This window comes from Noviherbaspirillum album, from assembly GCF_035916955.1.
Lineage (GTDB): Bacteria > Pseudomonadota > Gammaproteobacteria > Burkholderiales > Burkholderiaceae_D > Noviherbaspirillum > Noviherbaspirillum album.
Genome location: NZ_JAWIIV010000012.1, coordinates 111,024 through 126,846 on the forward strand (window position 1 = coordinate 111,024; position 15,823 = coordinate 126,846).

The window sequence follows — 15,823 nt, forward strand, 5'->3', positions numbered from 1 at the left end:
TCCAGGCTTGGCAGCCTTGGTCATGCAACGGCACGCACCGCAGGATTTTTCCAAAACGCCGATAATGTCGGTTCGCAAAATGAGCAAGGAACCCACCATGATCGATTTTCGTAGCGATACCGTGACGCAGCCGACTCCCGACATGAAGCAGGCGATGCTGGAAGCGCCGCTCGGGGATGACGTGTTCGGCGACGATCCGACCATCAACCGCCTGCAGGACATGGCGGCCGAGATGCTGGGATTCGAGGCGGCACTGTTTGCCCCGAGCGGCACGCAGACCAACCTGATCGCGCTGATGGCGCACTGCCAGCGCGGCGAGGAAGCCATCGTCGGCCAGCAATGGCATACCTACCGCTGGGAAGCCGGCGGCATGGCGGTGCTGGGATCGATCCAGCCGCAGCCGCTGGAGAACCAGCCCGACGGCACCATCGCACTGGCCGACATCGAGGGCGCCATCAAGGTCGACGATCCGCATTTCGCCCGCACCCGGCTGATCGTGATCGAGAATACCCACGGCGGCAAGGTGCTGCCGCCGGCCTACATGCGCGACGTGCAGGCGCTGGCCGAGCGCCACGGCTTGCGCACCCACATCGATGGTGCGCGGCTGTTCAATGCGGCTGTCGCCAGCGCCGGCGACGGCGATCCGGTGGCGCAGGCGCGCCAGCTGTGCAAATCCTACGATTCCGTGTCGCTGTGCCTGTCCAAGGGCCTCGGCGCGCCGGTCGGCTCGCTGCTGCTGGGTTCGAAGGAATTCATCGCGCGCGGCAAGCGCATGCGCAAGATGCTGGGCGGCGGCATGCGCCAGGCCGGCATCTTGGCGGCGGCCGGCATCTATGCGCTGGAAAACAACGTGCGCCGCATGGCCGAAGACCACGCCAATGCGCAGTTGCTGGTGCAAGGCCTCGGCAAGGCGGTGGATGCGCACCCTAAGCTTGCCGGCAGGGCCAATGTGCATCCGGCGCAGACCAATATCGTGTTCTTCGACATCGATGCCGAAATCGCCGATGCATTTATCGCCCATCTGGCGGCCGGCGGCATCCGCGTCACCAGCGGCTATTACAAGACCAGGGAAAAGGCGATGAAGCGCATCCGCTGGGTGACGCATTTGAACGTCGGACGCAACGACGTCGAGCGGGCGCTGGAGGCCGTGGCCCGCTTCTAGAGCGGATGCGGATGGGCGTAGGGAAGAATCGGTTTGTCCTGGGATGCAGGGCAAGGCGAGAGGAGCGCCGTGTGGCGGGCCACACAACGGGCCACACAAGCGCCGAACAACGCTGCCATGCGCCTAAGGCAGGCCGAGACGACCGTCCCCCCATTCGCAATCCGCTCTAAGTCCGCACCTGGTTTGTGCTCGTGCGGCATGCCTGGTGGCCTAGCTAGGCCACCAGGCATGCCGCACGAGCACAAACCAGGTGCGGACTTAGAGCGGATTGCGAATGGGGGGACGGTCGTCTCGGCCTGCCTTAGGCGCATGGCAGCGTTGTTCGGCGCTTGTGTGGCCCGTTGTGTGGCCCGCCACACGGCGCTCCTCTCGCCTTGCNTTCCTCGCGGTCGGCACAAATGGCGCCATCTGTTGATTACCGCCAACATTTTCATTTATCTTCTTCCAACGTTTCTCTAATTTCGCTTATTTACCTGAGAAAAGCCGGAACCGGTGCCGTACAGCATAGTCACAAACGCCTGTACGCCAAGCAATTTTGCAGCAGCGAAAACTTGCACGGCCTCCTTGCTTTTCGATAGGAAACAGATAGTGAAGAAAACGTTTGCAGCTTTTGGTTTGATCGCAGGATTGATGACAGCAACCGCTTCCCATGCCGATGTGGTGGGCATGGCAGGGGAGATCGGGACGACGGGTATCGGCTTTCACGCCAGCATTCCATTGCAGCCCAATCTGAATGCCCGCCTGGGTCTGGGCTACCTGGGTTATTCCTACAGCGGCAGCACGAGCGACATGGAATACAAGCTCAAGCTAAAGGCCAATACCTATGATGCGCTGCTGGATTGGTACCCGAGCGCGGACAGTACCTTCCGCCTGACCACCGGTCTGGCTTACAACGGCAACAAGATCGATGTGGACGCCCAGCCCAGCGCGGCCGGAAGCTACACTGTCAACGGCCGCAGCTACAGTGCCGGCAGCGTCGGACAGGTGACCGGCAAGGTGAGCTTCAACAAGGTTGCGCCTTATCTGGGCATCGGCTGGGGCCGTCCTTCGAGCAGGGAAAAGGGCTGGTCGTTTTCCACCGATATCGGCGTCCTGCTGCAGGGCTCGCCGCGCACGACGCTCAGCAATAATGGTTGCGCTGCCGGCGCCCCGGTGTGTGCGCAATTCGCCAATGATCTCGCGCGCGAGAATGATGAACTGCGTGATGAAGTAAAGCGCTTCAAGGCCTATCCGGTGCTGCGCATCGGCGTCAGCTACAAGTTCTGACCTTCCACGGTCCATAGAACACGGCTATCCAATTTCTTGGATAAATCAATTTGTTCTATCAAATGCGAATCATTATTATCTCTTGCATGCAGTCGTGATTCGCAAGCAAAGGATAAGAACATGGTTATCGCCGCAAAAACCGTCAGCCAGATCATCGTCCACATGGCCGTGGCCTTCGTCACCATGTATGTGGTCACCGGTTCGATCGCCTTTGGCGGCCTTGCCGCCTTGCTGGAACCGATCTGCAACGTGATCGTGATGCCTTTCCACGAAAAGTTGTGGGTGCGCATCCAGCAATGGATGGAAGCGCGCAAACAGGCGGGAAAACAGCTGTCGGGCATGGCCCGCAACACTGTCCTGCCCGTCAACGCATGACTTCAGTGCGCGGCTTTCCGGCCGGGATCAGTTTTCCAGCAGCGAGCGCAGCATCCACGCGGTCTTCTCATGGATCTGCATGCGCTGCGTCAGCAGGTCGGCGGTAGGTTCGTCCGAAGCCTGGTCCACGGCCTTGAACATCGAGCGGGCGGTACGGATGATCGCTTCCTGGTCCTGCACCAGCTGGCGGATCATTTCCTGCGCGTTCGGCACGCCGTCGGGTTCCTTGATCGTCGACAGCCGCGCGAAGTCGCCGTAGGTGCCCGGCGCGAAGCTGCCCAGCGCGCGTATTCTTTCCGCGATCACGTCAACCGCCGCCGCCAGTTCGGTGTACTGCGTCTCGAACATCAGGTGCAATGTCTGGAACATGGGCCCGGTCACGTTCCAGTGAAAGTTGTGCGTCTTGAGGTACAGCGTGTAGGTATCGGCCAGCAGGCGCGACAATCCGTCGACGATGCTGCGGCGATCCTGTTCGGAAATTCCGATGTCCATTTCCATGCGTAATTCTCCTGTTCGCTTGTCGTACTGCCAGTACTCCAACGTTACGACCATCCGCCCCTGCGCCAGTTCGTCGGCATATCGCGGCAGCGAAGCCGGCCGGCGCAGATTTTTGCGCAGCGGGCGCGGTCTACATGGAGTGGATTGGAGGAGGCTTGCCATGATGAAGGAATATTCAGGCGGCTGTGCCTGCGGCGCGGTGCGCTTCCAGTGGTCGGGCTCGCCGCTGGCCATGTACAACTGCCATTGCCGCAGTTGTCAGCTTGCAAGCGGAAGCGCCTGGGCGCCGCTGCTCGTGGTGGCCAGGCAGGTGCTGCGGATCGCCGGCACGCCCCGGCAACATCGGCCGCCGAAGGCGCAAGGCAATCATGCGACCCGGCTTTTTTGCGCCGAATGCGGATCGCCGCTGTTCGCCTTGCCGGACAATAATCCCGCCGTGCTGCTGGTGCATGCGGCCGCAATGGCGTCCGCCGATGCCTTCAAGCCGGTCGCCGATATCTGGACGGTCGATGCCTTGCCCTGGGCGCACATGGACCGGCATATCCCCAAGATGTTCAAGTCGCCGCCGATACTCGAACCGGAAGACCAGGTGAGCCTGTGATGTGCTCGCGAAAGCCTACTGGCCCGGCACCGGGTAATTCAGGTCGCCGCCGCCTGCGTTCCAGGTGCCGGCCGGGGTGCTGCCGCTGCTTTCGACGGGAATGCCGGACAATGCCGGCCGGCGTCCGCTGTCGGTGAGATAGCGGCCCGCCTCATCCTCACCCTGCGATGAACCGGAAGAGGGGGAGGGCGCGCGCTCGGCAGGCAGATCCTGTCCGGCGGGTCCGACCACGACGGTGGTGCCATTCTGCTGGATCACCCCATAACCGGGCGGCGGCGTCAATTCCATGTTTTCCGTCACGCGGTCGACCCATTCCTGGGACGGTTCCTGGACGATCAATGGCGGCGGACGCTTGGGCTGGGGGAACTTGATCTTGGTATCGACCAGCTTCGCCTTGAGCGTGTCACGGAAGAAATCGCCCACCAGCAGGAGCGCGTTGTGGCCGCCCTGGCCCCAGTGGTCGCTGCGCATGGTCACGCGCGAATCGTTGAAGCCTACCCAGGCGCCGGCAACCATGCGCGGATGCATCATGATGAACCAGCCGTCGGTATTGTTTTGCGTGGTGCCGGTCTTGCCGGCGATATCGGCGGCGATGTTGAAGCGGCTGCGCACTTCCGTGCCGGTGCCGAAGCGGACCACCCCGCGCATCATGTCGATCAGCTCGATCGCGGTTTCTTCCGACATGACCCGCTGCGGCTCCGACCCGAATTCGGCGATCACATTGCCGTGGCGGTCGGCGATCTTGCGCACCACCACCGGCTTGCGGTATTCGCCGACCCTGGCGATCGTCGAATAGGCCGACACCATTTCAAACAGCGTGACCGGGCTGGTGCCGAGCGACAGCGACGGCACCGGATCGAGACGGCTGTGCTCGATGCCGACGGCGCGCGCCATGCGCAGTACATTGGGCAGGCCGACATCCTGCATGACCTGCGCGGTGATGGTGTTCTTCGAATACACCAGGCCTTCGCGCATGCTCATCATGCGGTTGCTGAAGCCGCTCATGTCGGTCGGGCGCCAGACGCCGCCGTCGACCAGCCGGATTTCGACCTGGCCGTCGGGATAGATGCGGTCGGGACGCAGACCCTGTTCCAGCGCGGCGCCGTAGACGATGGGCTTGAAGGTGGAACCCGGCTGGCGCTCGGCCTGGGCGACATGGTCGAACTGGTCGATCTCGAAATCGCGGCTGCCGACCCATGCCTTGACCTCCCCGCTGACCGGATCCATCGCCAGGAAACCGGCTTCGAGCCGGGTCTTGCCTTCCCGCAGGCGGGTCATGAACTTTTCGTTGGCCTTGAGGCCGGCCAGCGCCTCCTCCTCGCTGCGCCCGGCGGCAACCGCCTTCTTGTATTCACCGGTTTCGCGGATGAAGGCGTCGAGCAGGTCGGCGCGTTCGGTCCAGAAATAGCTGAAGGGCTCGACCTTCTTGCGCAGCGCGGCATAGGCGGCAGGCGTATGCGAAGCAACCCGTTTGCTCTTGCTGCCCCATTCCACATCGGCGATATCCTGCAGCACCTTGGTCTGCCGTTCCACCGAGGCTTCCGCCGCGCTCTGCAGCTTGTCGTCGAGCGTACTGTAGATGGTCAGGCCGTCGGTGTAGAGGTTGTAGTCGTTGGCGTCGGCCCATTCCAGCATCTGGCGGCGCACATAGCCGGCGAAATGCGGCGCGGAACCGAGCGGATCGGGCTGGCGCGTCAGCTTCACCTGCAGGGGCTGTTCGCGCAGCGCGTCATATTCATCCGCCGAGAGCGCGCCATGCTTGCGCATCTGCGCCAGCACGACGTTGCGCCGCTTTTGCGCACGGTCGGGATTGAGGACCGGGTTGTAATAGCTGGTGCCTTTGAGCATGCCGACCAGGGTGGCGCTCTCGAGCACGTCGAGTTCGGCCGCGGGCTTGTCGTAATAGGTGCGCGCCGCCATCTCGATGCCGATGACGTTGTACAGGAAAGGCACGCTGTTGAGGTAGGTTTCCAGGATCTGGTCCTTGCCGTACGCTTTTTCGATCTTGATGGCGGTGATGATTTCCCTGACCTTGCGCTCTATGGTCCGCGAGCGGCCGATTTCCGGAAATACGTTGCGCACCAGTTGCTGGGTAATCGTTGATCCGCCCTGGGCATCGCCGCGCAGCGTATGCACGATGGCCGACAGCGAGCGACTGACGTCAATGCCAGGATGATCGTAGAAGCGGTGGTCTTCGGTGGCGATCAGCGCCTTGATCACATTCGGCGAAATCTGCGCCAGCGTGACCTGCTCCTGCTGGCCGCGGGCAAACGTGGCCAGATGCGTGCCGTCCGCCGACAGCAGTATGCTCGGCTGTGCCTCCCGCACCGCCTGCAGGCCTTCGATGCCTGGCGTGGTCGGCGCGATCTTGGCAATATAGCTGCTGATCGCCACCGCCGTCGCCACCAGTAGCGTGACCACGAGCGCGGTCACGATGAGCACGACGCGTCTCAGTATGCGGCGCGGAGCGGATGGGTGCGGCTTGGGGAACTGATGCGGATTCGGGCCTGGCTTGCTCTTGTTGTCCACCATCGCTGCCTTTTCTATAGGATGGTCATTTGGACAAAAGGTACCTTGTTTGGTTTTACCCCTTCATTGGAAAAAGCTTAACGTCTTGCCATGAATTCGCGCGTTTAATTTGAGCCATGTCAATCACAGCTTCCATCGAATCGACATTCGGCGCTGCACTCAGTAAGATTCGATTTCTTCATTGCATCTTTTCTTCCCAGCAATTTATTGGATGATCAAAGCTACCGCCATTGCCGACGATGTCCGCCGCTTCGTACTGACCAGCGTGCCTTCGATTCCCTATCTCGAAGCCATGCTGCTGCTGCGCAATGAAGTAGGCACTGGCTGGGACAATCGCGCTCTCGCGCAACGCCTCTATCTGAACGAAAAGACCGCGGCCGGGTTGCTTTCGGACCTGCAGGAAGCAGGCATCCTGCGCGCGGAGGGCGATGCGCCCGCGCTGTATTTCTATGCGCCCGAGTCCGACAGCCTGCGTGCCATCATCGACCGCCTGGCCACAGCCTATTCCACCCATCTGGTCGAAATCACTCACCTGATTCATTCCACTTCCGCAAGGAAGGCACAGCAGTTTGCCGATGCCTTCAAATGGCGAAAGGATTCCTGACATGCCTGCCTTTATCTATTCGCTGTGCGCGATCACCTCGATGCTCTGTACGTGGATGCTGCTGCGCGCCTATCGGCGCAATGGTTACCGACTGCTGTTCTGGAGCGGGCTGTGCTTCACCGGCATGTCCGTCAACAATATCCTGCTGATCCTGGACCGCATCGTATTCCCCACCTCGGTCGACCTGATTCCCTGGCGCCTGGCATCGGCACTGATCGCCTTGCTGCCGCTGCTCTACGGCCTGATCTGGGAGGAGTAAAACCATGATGAATACCATGCTGCTCGGCGCGATCGTCACGGCCTCGTCGGTCATCGGCCTGTTCTTCCTGCGTTTCTGGCGCAGTACCGGGGACCGGTTCTTCCTGTTCTTTGCGCTCTCCTTTTTCATCGATGCCGTCAACCGGGTGACCCTTGGCCCGGCCACCCCGATGGAAGACAATTCGCCGGCCTATTACCTGATCCGCCTGATCAGCTATGGCTTGATCCTGTTCGCCATCTACGACAAGAACCGGCCCAAGACTTGAATCCGGGGGCTATCATCGAGCTTGCCGGTGGTTCCATACCCTGTAGAAAGCGCGATTCATGCCCCGCATACTTTCCTGTTATTACCTCGATGAACCTCTCTCCAAGGGCGAGCTGGACATCGTTGGCGGCATCTTGCTGGGGCCGTGGGCAAGATTTCGCACCGGCGCGGCATCGCTTACGCAAAAGCGCGTGCCTGCGGTGCTGCCCCTTCCTGATGATCATGGCGTCTATGCGCAGAGCCGGGAAGAAAGGGCCCGGATGATTTGCCCCAACCTGAGACATGCGGGCATAGCTCAAGACAACGGGCGCCAGGTGGTGTGGGTCATGCCGCATGACATGGACTGGGATGCGATTTTCCAGTTTGCCATCCGCCAGGAAACCGGTTACGGCCCCTTTGTTGTCCAGCGCGCGGCGGACGGGCTCGAGATGCAGGACGGCATGCGCGTCATCGATACCCATATGCTGTTGAGCGGGCTGTAATGCCCGACACGCTGAGCGCTGGCTCGGGCATACGGAATGAAAACAGCCCTGCGGGCTTGCGCCGGCAGGGCTGTTTCACAATGAATCGGGATCTGATCAGGCCAGATAGTCGTTGCGTGGCTTCAATCCGCGCAGGACCGGTCGACCCAGGCCTGCATCGATCTGCCTGCTGACAGCGGCGATCTCCGCTAAGCCCAGCCCCGGCTGCCATGTCATGCGCACGGCAGCCAGATGCCGCGCCTTCCGTACCACGAGGCTAGCCAGATAAAACAGGGGAAACAGCAGCGGCCAGAGCGTCATCCAGGCTTCCTGCCAGCCGAGCAAGGGAACACCGGCGGCATCGACGACATCAGGCGCCACCGCATGCAGCAGCACGCCGACCAGGAGGCTGGCGGCGCCGCTGAGGAGCAGCGCCGGCATCATCGAGGCCAGGCTGCGGGAATGGCGTACGAACTGGGCGCATTCGACCAGCAAGCGCGGCAATTCAGCCGGTGCTGCAGGTGAACGGGCTGAACGTGATAGTGGTGACAGCGTATTCATATGCAAGATGGGCGAGTTGTCCGGTTCAGCTGCGCGACGCCAGCGAGCGCAGTTCGTTGGCGAGATTGGGCTGCACGCCGTCGAGGTCGCGCGCCATGCTGTTGAGTATCAGGATGCTGCGCAGCGCGCTGCGGGCGGAGCGCTGTTCCAGGGTCTGGCGCGGCTTGAGGAGGAGCAGTCCGGCGCGCAGCAGGCCGACCAGCAGCGGCTTGAAAACAACCAGCAGGGCGGCGAGAAGGCTCAGCCCCAGCAGCGGGCGCACAAAGCTGACGACATTGCCGGCGAATACCTGCAGGGCGGGTAATGCGGCTTCAACGGGGAAGGCGAGGGTTAACAAAGACATGATTTACTCCCAATATTTTTACTTGCTACTATCTTCTTTTGCTGCATTGCAGTATAAATAGTGGGGAGTTATAAAACCAATTTACATTTTGCATATCAGCTATACTTTGCATGAATATCAACGGCTGAACCTGCGACTTGCTTTGATTTGTTTTATGTCTTGAAGCATCTTCCTTACGAGCCAGACTATGAGTTTCCTCACCCTTGACCTGAACCTGCTGCGCGTCTTCGACGCGGTAATGACCGAGCAGAATCTGACGCGCGCGGCAAGCCGCCTTGCAATGACACAACCCGCCGTGTCGAACGCACTGCGCCGGTTGAGGGAAGCCCTGGGCGATGAGCTGCTGATCCGCACTGCGCACGGTGTCAAGCCCACGCTGCGCGCGGAGACCCTGTGGCCGGCGGTGCGGCGTGCGCTGTCGGAACTGGAAGAGGCGATCACACCGGAACAGAATTTCGATATTGCAACCGCGAGCAATACGTTTCGCATGGCAATGGCCGATGCGACCGCCGCGCTGTGGCTGCCGGCACTGGTGCGTTCCATCGAGCGCGAGGCGCCCAGCCTGACGATCCGCATGGTGCCGCTCACCACCCGCGAACCGCGGCCGATGCTGCTGCGCGGCGATATCGACCTGGCGGTCGGTTTTTTCCCCGGCGTCGTCGCCCAGCTCGCCGGCGGGCAGGGCGTCTCGGTATCCCCGATCCGCCATGAACAGCTGTATTCCGGGCATTACGTCTGCGTGATGCGCAAGAATCATCCGCTGGCGAAAGACGAGCTGACGCTCGACAGCTACTGTTCGGCCAATCACCTGCTGGTAAGCTTTTCCGGGCGGGCGCACGGCCTGATCGATGAAACCCTGGCCCAGCTTGGACGCGAACGCCGCATCCTGCTGACCGTCAACCAGTTCTTCACCGCCGGCCGCGTGGTGGCGACTTCCGATCTGATCACCGTGCTGCCGCGCCACCTGATCGCATCGACCGGCATCACCGGCGCGCTGATCACCAAGGAACTGCCCTTCGCCACGCCGAACGTGCATGTGGACATGCTCTGGCACGAGCGCGATACCCGCAGCCCGGCGCACAAGTGGCTGCGTTCCCACCTGAGCGGCACCACCAGTGAAAACTTCGTCAAGCTGAGCAGCGTCGCCGAGAAACGCGCGGTCTGAAAAGAGCGGCAGTGGCAAGCGATGCCTTCGCCGCATTGAAAAGATGGATGAAAAACAAAAAGCCCGCCGAAGCGGGCTTTTCCCATTGCCGCTCGGCGCCTGAAGCCTGAAGCCTTAAGCCTTGATCCTTAAGCCAGTCCGCCACCCACGGTGCCGCCGTCATTCTTGGTGATGACGATGGTCGCCGAGCGCGGACGGGCGTTGCCGCCGTCAGGCCAGTGGCTGCCGAAGCTGGCCGGATTGGTGTAGGTCGGCCTGGTGTCTTCACCCGGATGCTGGATGTTGACGAACATGGCCTTGCCGTCGGGCGTTTCGGCCACACCAGTGATTTCGCACTCCTTCGGGCCGACCAGGAAGCGGCGCAGGTTGGTGTCGCCCGGCGCCGCACCGACGTAGGTGTCGACCGCACGGGTCGTCGCGCCGTCGATATTGTTGATGGTCTTCTTGCCGCCGTCGCCAACCTTCCCGGCTACCGCAGCCAGCATCATGCAGTTGGTGACGTCGGTGTAGGCTCCGTCGTCGGTCTGGATCCACAGCAGGCCGGTATTGTTGGAGAACCACAAACCGTCCGGGCTGGAGAAGTCGTTGTTGGCCGTCAGGTTGGAAACGTTGATGTTGGCCGCATTCGCGGTCGAGCGCGCGCCGAACAGGAACACATCCCACTGGAACGTGGTGGCGGCGGCCGTTGCATCCTTCCAGCGGATGATATGGCCGTTCGGATTGCCCTTCTGCGCAGTCGCGGCAGTGCCCTTCGGATCGTTGTAGAAGCGCGGATTGGCAGGATCGACCAGCTGCTGGCTGGACGTCGGATTGGCCAGCACGCGGTTGCTGTTGTTGGTCAGGGTCAGATAGGCGTCGCCGTTGGCGGGATTGACCGCCACCCATTCCGGGCGATCCAGCTTGGTGGCGCCGACCACATCCGCCGCCAGGCGGGCATTGATCAGCACGTCGGCCTGGTCGGCGAAGGCATAGGTGGTGTTGGACGAAGTCAGGCCGTTGCTGCCGAACTTGAGCTCGACCCAGCTGCCGCTGCCGTCGGCGTTGAACTTGGCGACGTAGAGCTTGCCGTCATCGAGGTACTTGTCGCCGGCGGTCATGCCCCTGGTCGCGTCGGCCGGATCCCACAGCGCGTTGGACACGTACTTGTACAGGTATTCGCCGCGCGAATCGTCGCCCATGTAATAGATCAGCGGCTGGCCTGCCACTACCGGCAGGAAGGCTGCGTTCTCATGGCCGAAGCGACCCATCGCGGTGCGCTTCTTCGGTGTGGATGTCGGATTGAAAGGATCGATCTCGACGATCCAGCCGTAGGTGTTGGGAGCATTGCGGAAGTCGTCGCTGCCGTTGGTGCTGGCGCCGATCTTCATCGCATTCCAGCGGCTGAAGGAGGTATCGTCCGCGCCCGCTGCGGTCGCGGTCGCCCACAGGTGGTTGCCGTTGCCGGCGACGCCGTAGCGTGCGAACGAAGTTCTTTCCTTGGCATTGCGGTTGGCATCATCGGTTGCAGCGACGCGGCGGAAGTAGCCTGCCCAATTCTCTTCGCAGGTGACATAGGTGCCCCAGAGCGTGTAGCCGTTGGCGCAGTTGTTGACCGTGCCGCGGGTCTTCGAACCATCGGTCGAATAGGCGGTGATCATCATCGGGCTCTTGGCGGCGGGACCCGACAGTGTCATCTCGGTAAAGGTGGTGATGCGGCGGTTGAAGCTGGAGTCCTTCTTGTAGCTGTAGCTGCTGCCGTTGCGGACGACTTCGATCACGCTGATGCCGTGCGCGTTCAGTTCCTTCGTCACTTCGTCGGCAACGGTGCGCACGTTGTTGACGATGGTCTGGCCGGTCGCATGCAGGTAATTCGGCGTGATGGATTCATGGTTCATCACGAGCAGGCCGCGGTCGCTGGCGGAGGCGCTGTACTTGCCGTCGCTGCCCAGGCCGAAGAAATGCATGCCGTCGTGATGGTCGCCGGCGCGCTGCGCGAACGATGCGCCGCTCTCGGTGCCGTCGTTCTTGTATTCGGCAACGCCGGCGGCGGTCGGGTCGCCCAGGCGATACAGCACCGTGGCGGTATAGCCGGCCGGTACGGTGACCGCATCGGCCAGGCTCTTGGCGACCGCATTGAAGTTCAGCTTGAGGCTCTTCGTGACTTCCGGCGCAGTGGTGGTGGCGACGGCATCGCTGCCGCCGTAGGCAACGACGCTGGTGCTGAAGAATGCGGTGGAGGCAAGGCCGAAAGTGCCTTTCAGGATCGAACGCCGGCTGAGACGCGCATTGAGAACGCTTTCAAGGGAAGGATTGGACGAAGTGTTCGTACCGAACTCTTCCGGTTCCAGCAACTCGCTGCGGGTCAGGTCGTTCATGGCTGTTGTCCTAGTTGGATTGTTACGTCGCGTGACCTGAACCGGCCGACGATTCCCTTGCATTACTGCCGGTAGAGCGGCAACTGCTGCCCCTCCTGTCGTACGTGCAATTCATCCTGGACCCGGACTATGGTTATCTTGCCTTCGCCCCGCACGTCGACATCCACTTCACCGGTCCGTCCCAGTTCGGTCGCCAGTCGCAGATGTCCGTGCAGCAGCCGGTAACCGTCACCTTCTTTGACGATTACGATATCGGGATTCATGATGTTTCCTCCGGCACGCCAAGAGCAAGTTGGTCAATTCGGGCAAGCCGCCTGCTTACTTCACGAGCCGGGATGCTACGGAGGATTTGTTACGGTGACATGAAGAGAGGATGACAATTGGATGACGGCGCGCAGCTGCGTTTCACTGCTCCGACATCTGCTTGACCGAGCTGCGAATCGCATGCGCCAGCTCATGGATATAGTAGGGCTTGTTGAGCAGCACGAAATCGAAATCGAGCCGTTCCGATACCAGGTAGCCGAATCCGGAAGAGAAGATGATCTTGATGGCGGGCGTCATTTCTATGGCCATCGTCGCCAGATCGATGCCGGACATGCCCGGCAGGTTGATATCGGCCAGCAGCACGCTGAAGGAGCCGGCGCGCAAATGCTCCAGGGCTTCCTCTCCGCTGGCGGCGGCCACGGTCTGGTAACCAAGGGAAGCCAGCATTTCGCACAGGATTTCCAGCAGGGAGTCGTTGTCTTCGACAACCAGGATCCGAAGTGACGCCATCTCCATCAGGCACATCCCGTGATCGTGCGTGCCGGGCAGACTGAGCCGGTATCGGCGATAACGGAAGGGCTGGGGGAGATAAGTCGAACACGTGCTGGATCCTGCATCTGATAACCGCCTGTCTGTTACTTGGAAAAAACGCTGCTGATAGCGCGGGCTGTATTTTCTCAGACGTCTGGTAGATGACAATCCGCAATGACCGCAAACTGCGCCGCATTTGAGATCGCTCAAACGAGGAATTCATTAGGGAAATGAAGGCAGTACCGGGCATACGTGATATCACTTATGCCCGGTCTTTTGATGATTCGACCGGTGTGTCTAGATGTGTCCAGGCGCGTCTAGACAACCCATCTATGTCTTGCCGTGGAGGCCTGAAGCGGTGCGGCCGGCTGCATCGGCTTGCGGCAGGGAGGGATCGCTTTCCTGCATCTGCTCGTTGAGCTGGTCGCGCAGGTAATTGATCGGCGCCAGCGCCAGCACGATCACCAGCGTCCAGAAGAGCACCATGGCCAGCGATTCAAGCCATTGCCAGGGGAGGGCATGGAACCATGTCATAGCGGTATCTCCTGTCATTTCCCGTTTATCATCGTCTAACTTTTTTCTGTTTTACCGATTCAATGACTGGGCGCTGTTGACAAGCCTCAAAGAAAGCCAGCCCGACGGCGGATTTCACCCTTGCTTCGGCCGGATGGCGGCACTATCGCTGCTCCGGGGCAATATTGTCGAGTCTTTCCAGCAATAGCGCATGCGCGGCGAGGTCGGCGGGCCGGTACTTGATAATCGTCGAGGCTGGGTATTTGCCCAGAAAATTGTCACCTATCCAATTGTTCACCGGCCGCACCGGGCGCTGCACGAAACCGCCACCGCAATTCGGGCAGGTGCCCGAAAGCACCACCTCTGCGCAGTGACGGCAGAAGGTGCATTCGAAACTGCAGATCATGGCGTCGGTGGAAGACGGTGGCAGTGCCTTATTGCAATGTTCACAGGTGGGGCGCAGTTCAAGCATGGGGAAATCCTTCATCTGGAAGAAAAAGAAAAGCTGATTGGATTCTAGTCCGGCATGCAATGGCGGAAATGACATGAATGCATTAAATTCTGCCAATGCCCAAGCTGATTGCCATTCTCGTCTACGACAAGGTCCAGATTCTCGATGTCACCGGGCCGGCGGCGGTATTCGCCGCCGCCAACGATGCCTGTTCCTCTCCGCATTACGACGTGCGCATCGTGTCGACCGGCGGCGGGCCGGTGAAAAGCGGCAGCGCGGCCGTGCTGATGAGTGATCCCTTGACCGAGGTCGCGCCGGATGAGGTCGATGTGCTGCTGGTCGCCGGCGGCGACGAAGAGGCTTTGCTCGGCCTCGCCGGGCAGCCGGACCTGCGCAGCTGGATGGAACAGGCGCACCGGCGCGCGGCGCGCTTCGGTTCGGTATGCACCGGCGCGCTGCTGCTGGCGCGGCTGGGTCTGCTGGCCGGCAGGAAGGTGGCTACCCACTGGTCGGCCTGCGCCTGGCTGTCGGAGCATTTTCCGGAGGTGCAGGTCGACGCCGATGCGCTTTATGTCGAGGATGGCAGCATCTGGACTTCGGCCGGCGTCACCACCGGCATTGACATGTGCCTGGCGATGGTGGAACGCGACCTCGGCGCAGCCGCGGCCAACCGCATCGCCGAGCGGCTGGTGCTGTATGCGCGGCGGCCGGGCTACCAGTCCCAGTTCAGTCCGATGCTGCGTCTGCAGAGCCGCGCCGGCGCGCCGTTTTCAGAGCTGCTGGAATGGATGGCGGCCCACCTCGACCAGCCGCTCGATGTGCCGCAGCTGGCGGCGCGCATGGCGATGTCGGAACGCAGCTTCTACCGGCGCTTTACCGAGGCGGCCGGCGAGACGCCGGCGCGGATGGTGGAGACATTGCGGCTGGACCGGGCGCGCGAATTACTGGCGACGCCGGCCAGCCTGAAGCAGATCGCGGCACAATCGGGATTCGGCACGGCGGCGCGGCTGTCGAAAGCGTTCGAACGGCGCTTCGGCGTGAGCCCGCTGCTGTTCCGGGAAACGCATCGCAGGGCAGGGGAACGAAAAGCTTGAACCGGGAAAGTCAGCGGATCGGCAGCTTGGTGGTGTTCTTCACTTCTTCCATCACCGCATAGGTATGCGTCTCGCGCACGCCTTTCAATTGCAGCAGCGACTTGCCGAGGAATTCGCGATAGGCATTCATGTCCTTGACGCGCGCCTTGACCAGGTAATCGAAGCCGCCGGCGACCATGTGGCATTCCTGCACTTCCGGAATCACCTGCACGCTGCGCTTGAAGGCTTCGAAGACTTCCGGCGTGGTGCGGTCGAGCACGACTTCGATGAACACCAGCAGCGACACGTCGAGCAGCTGCGGATTGAGCTGCGCGGTGTAATTGACGATATAGCCGGCTTCCTGCAGCTTGCGCACCCGCTCCAGGCAAGCCGCCGGCGACAGATTGACGCGTGACGCCAGCTCGACATTGCTGATGCGGCCGTCATTCTGCAGTTCGGAGAGGATTTTTTTGCTGATCTTGTCGAGCATGGTGTCAATTCACCGAAAATTTTCTTCGGCTGGATTGTCCCACAAAATACAAAATTCAG

Annotated in this window: 20 protein-coding genes; 10 read left to right on the forward strand and 10 right to left on the reverse strand. The window is 61.3% G+C overall.

The genetic code is table 11. The features are described from left to right. The first annotated feature begins 97 nt into the window (after positions 1-97). The 3 genes from ltaE to RY831_RS15855 all read left to right on the forward strand — a co-directional run bounded on the left by ltaE (position 98) and on the right by RY831_RS15855 (position 2,803). Positions 98-1,162, forward strand: coding sequence for a low-specificity L-threonine aldolase (ltaE, locus tag RY831_RS15845; RefSeq protein WP_326507340.1), 1,065 nt, complete (start codon positions 98-100; stop codon positions 1,160-1,162). A gap of 630 nt (positions 1,163-1,792) precedes the next feature. Beyond that, complete coding sequence (locus RY831_RS15850) at positions 1,793-2,428, forward strand: hypothetical protein (RefSeq protein WP_326507341.1); 636 nt, start codon at positions 1,793-1,795, stop codon at positions 2,426-2,428. A gap of 120 nt (positions 2,429-2,548) precedes the next feature. Further along, positions 2,549-2,803, forward strand: a complete 255-nt coding sequence (locus RY831_RS15855; protein WP_326507342.1) for a DUF2061 domain-containing protein — start codon at positions 2,549-2,551, stop codon at positions 2,801-2,803. 27 nt (positions 2,804-2,830) lie between these two features. Here RY831_RS15855 and RY831_RS15860 read toward each other — a convergent pair whose 3' ends face one another. Continuing rightward, complete coding sequence (locus tag RY831_RS15860) at positions 2,831-3,301, reverse strand: Dps family protein (protein ID WP_326507343.1); 471 nt, start codon at positions 3,299-3,301, stop codon at positions 2,831-2,833. A gap of 160 nt (positions 3,302-3,461) precedes the next feature. Here RY831_RS15860 and RY831_RS15865 point away from each other — a divergent pair, with 160 nt between their 5' ends. Continuing rightward, positions 3,462-3,902: a GFA family protein gene (locus tag RY831_RS15865; RefSeq protein WP_326507344.1), complete on the forward strand. Its 441-nt coding sequence runs from the start codon at positions 3,462-3,464 to the stop codon at positions 3,900-3,902. Between the two features lie 15 nt (positions 3,903-3,917). Here RY831_RS15865 and RY831_RS15870 read toward each other — a convergent pair whose 3' ends face one another. Continuing rightward, the gene (locus RY831_RS15870) at positions 3,918-6,434 is read right to left on the reverse strand and encodes a penicillin-binding protein 1A (protein ID WP_326507345.1); all 2,517 of its coding nucleotides are present in this window, start codon (positions 6,432-6,434) and stop codon (positions 3,918-3,920) included. A 208-nt stretch (positions 6,435-6,642) separates the two neighbouring features. Between RY831_RS15870 and RY831_RS15875 the strand changes: the two genes are divergently transcribed. Genes RY831_RS15875 through RY831_RS15890 form a run of 4 tightly spaced genes read left to right on the forward strand, consistent with a single transcriptional unit; the run spans position 6,643 to position 8,040 of the window. Continuing rightward, complete coding sequence (locus RY831_RS15875) at positions 6,643-7,035, forward strand: hypothetical protein (RefSeq protein ID WP_326507346.1); 393 nt, start codon at positions 6,643-6,645, stop codon at positions 7,033-7,035. A gap of 1 nt (position 7,036) precedes the next feature. Further along, the gene (locus tag RY831_RS15880; protein ID WP_326507347.1) at positions 7,037-7,294 is read left to right on the forward strand and encodes a DUF5985 family protein; all 258 of its coding nucleotides are present in this window, start codon (positions 7,037-7,039) and stop codon (positions 7,292-7,294) included. A gap of 4 nt (positions 7,295-7,298) precedes the next feature. Then, a complete protein-coding gene (locus RY831_RS15885) occupies positions 7,299-7,559 on the forward strand; it encodes a DUF5985 family protein (protein ID WP_326507348.1) in 261 nt (86 codons plus the stop codon). 58 nt (positions 7,560-7,617) lie between these two features. Next, positions 7,618-8,040 carry a hypothetical protein gene (locus tag RY831_RS15890; protein ID WP_326507349.1) on the forward strand — a complete coding sequence of 141 codons (423 nt, stop codon included), beginning with the start codon at positions 7,618-7,620 and terminating at the stop codon, positions 8,038-8,040. 96 nt (positions 8,041-8,136) lie between these two features. On the opposite strand, the gene RY831_RS15895 is transcribed toward RY831_RS15890, so the two are convergent. Both RY831_RS15895 and RY831_RS15900 read right to left on the reverse strand, forming a co-directional pair. After that, the gene (locus RY831_RS15895) at positions 8,137-8,523 is read right to left on the reverse strand and encodes a hypothetical protein (RefSeq protein ID WP_326507350.1); all 387 of its coding nucleotides are present in this window, start codon (positions 8,521-8,523) and stop codon (positions 8,137-8,139) included. Positions 8,524-8,605: 82 nt separating this feature from the next. Next, the gene (locus RY831_RS15900) at positions 8,606-8,923 is read right to left on the reverse strand and encodes a hypothetical protein (RefSeq protein ID WP_326507351.1); all 318 of its coding nucleotides are present in this window, start codon (positions 8,921-8,923) and stop codon (positions 8,606-8,608) included. Positions 8,924-9,110: 187 nt separating this feature from the next. On the opposite strand from RY831_RS15900, the gene RY831_RS15905 reads away from it, so the two are divergent. Beyond that, a complete protein-coding gene (locus RY831_RS15905) occupies positions 9,111-10,088 on the forward strand; it encodes a LysR family transcriptional regulator (protein ID WP_326507352.1) in 978 nt (325 codons plus the stop codon). A gap of 128 nt (positions 10,089-10,216) precedes the next feature. Here RY831_RS15905 and RY831_RS15910 read toward each other — a convergent pair whose 3' ends face one another. The 5 genes from RY831_RS15910 to RY831_RS15930 form a co-directional block, all read right to left on the reverse strand. After that, on the reverse strand, positions 10,217-12,442 hold the full coding sequence (locus tag RY831_RS15910; protein WP_326507353.1) for a PhoX family protein: 2,226 nt from the start codon (positions 12,440-12,442) through the stop codon (positions 10,217-10,219). 62 nt (positions 12,443-12,504) lie between these two features. Then, positions 12,505-12,705, reverse strand: a complete 201-nt coding sequence (locus tag RY831_RS15915) for a hypothetical protein (protein WP_326507354.1) — start codon at positions 12,703-12,705, stop codon at positions 12,505-12,507. Between the two features lie 142 nt (positions 12,706-12,847). Beyond that, positions 12,848-13,216 carry a response regulator gene (locus RY831_RS15920; protein WP_326507355.1) on the reverse strand — a complete coding sequence of 123 codons (369 nt, stop codon included), beginning with the start codon at positions 13,214-13,216 and terminating at the stop codon, positions 12,848-12,850. Between the two features lie 351 nt (positions 13,217-13,567). Then, positions 13,568-13,771, reverse strand: coding sequence for a hypothetical protein (locus RY831_RS15925; protein WP_326507356.1), 204 nt, complete (start codon positions 13,769-13,771; stop codon positions 13,568-13,570). Positions 13,772-13,913: 142 nt separating this feature from the next. Further along, positions 13,914-14,222, reverse strand: a complete 309-nt coding sequence (locus RY831_RS15930) for a DUF1272 domain-containing protein (RefSeq protein ID WP_326507407.1) — start codon at positions 14,220-14,222, stop codon at positions 13,914-13,916. A 95-nt stretch (positions 14,223-14,317) separates the two neighbouring features. Between RY831_RS15930 and RY831_RS15935 the strand changes: the two genes are divergently transcribed. Further along, positions 14,318-15,295 (forward strand): GlxA family transcriptional regulator, encoded by a 978-nt coding sequence (locus RY831_RS15935; protein WP_326507357.1) that lies wholly within the window; start codon positions 14,318-14,320, stop codon positions 15,293-15,295. A gap of 10 nt (positions 15,296-15,305) precedes the next feature. On the opposite strand, the gene RY831_RS15940 is transcribed toward RY831_RS15935, so the two are convergent. Next, positions 15,306-15,764: an Lrp/AsnC ligand binding domain-containing protein gene (locus RY831_RS15940; RefSeq protein ID WP_057288946.1), complete on the reverse strand. Its 459-nt coding sequence runs from the start codon at positions 15,762-15,764 to the stop codon at positions 15,306-15,308. Positions 15,765-15,823 lie beyond the last annotated feature (59 nt).

Bases quoted from the DNA above. Each gene is read 5' to 3' on its own strand.
- RY831_RS15935 (WP_326507357.1), top strand. From the start codon at position 14,318: ATGCCCAAGCTGATTGCCATTCTCGTCTACGACAAGGTCCAGATTCTC.
- RY831_RS15865 (WP_326507344.1), top strand. From the start codon at position 3,462: ATGATGAAGGAATATTCAGGCGGCTGTGCCTGCGGCGCGGTGCGCTTC.
- RY831_RS15905 (WP_326507352.1), top strand. From the start codon at position 9,111: ATGAGTTTCCTCACCCTTGACCTGAACCTGCTGCGCGTCTTCGACGCG.
- RY831_RS15900 (WP_326507351.1), bottom strand. From the start codon at position 8,923: ATGTCTTTGTTAACCCTCGCCTTCCCCGTTGAAGCCGCATTACCCGCC.
- RY831_RS15915 (WP_326507354.1), bottom strand. From the start codon at position 12,705: ATGAATCCCGATATCGTAATCGTCAAAGAAGGTGACGGTTACCGGCTG.
- RY831_RS15910 (WP_326507353.1), bottom strand. From the start codon at position 12,442: ATGAACGACCTGACCCGCAGCGAGTTGCTGGAACCGGAAGAGTTCGGT.
- RY831_RS15875 (WP_326507346.1), top strand. From the start codon at position 6,643: ATGATCAAAGCTACCGCCATTGCCGACGATGTCCGCCGCTTCGTACTG.
- RY831_RS15870 (WP_326507345.1), bottom strand. From the start codon at position 6,434: ATGGTGGACAACAAGAGCAAGCCAGGCCCGAATCCGCATCAGTTCCCC.
- RY831_RS15930 (WP_326507407.1), bottom strand. From the start codon at position 14,222: ATGCTTGAACTGCGCCCCACCTGTGAACATTGCAATAAGGCACTGCCA.
- ltaE (WP_326507340.1), top strand. From the start codon at position 98: ATGATCGATTTTCGTAGCGATACCGTGACGCAGCCGACTCCCGACATG.
- RY831_RS15920 (WP_326507355.1), bottom strand. From the start codon at position 13,216: ATGGCGTCACTTCGGATCCTGGTTGTCGAAGACAACGACTCCCTGCTG.
- RY831_RS15890 (WP_326507349.1), top strand. From the start codon at position 7,618: ATGCCCCGCATACTTTCCTGTTATTACCTCGATGAACCTCTCTCCAAG.
- RY831_RS15925 (WP_326507356.1), bottom strand. From the start codon at position 13,771: ATGACATGGTTCCATGCCCTCCCCTGGCAATGGCTTGAATCGCTGGCC.
- RY831_RS15860 (WP_326507343.1), bottom strand. From the start codon at position 3,301: ATGGAAATGGACATCGGAATTTCCGAACAGGATCGCCGCAGCATCGTC.
- RY831_RS15940 (WP_057288946.1), bottom strand. From the start codon at position 15,764: ATGCTCGACAAGATCAGCAAAAAAATCCTCTCCGAACTGCAGAATGAC.
- RY831_RS15885 (WP_326507348.1), top strand. From the start codon at position 7,299: ATGATGAATACCATGCTGCTCGGCGCGATCGTCACGGCCTCGTCGGTC.
- RY831_RS15855 (WP_326507342.1), top strand. From the start codon at position 2,549: ATGGTTATCGCCGCAAAAACCGTCAGCCAGATCATCGTCCACATGGCC.
- RY831_RS15850 (WP_326507341.1), top strand. From the start codon at position 1,793: ATGACAGCAACCGCTTCCCATGCCGATGTGGTGGGCATGGCAGGGGAG.
- RY831_RS15880 (WP_326507347.1), top strand. From the start codon at position 7,037: ATGCCTGCCTTTATCTATTCGCTGTGCGCGATCACCTCGATGCTCTGT.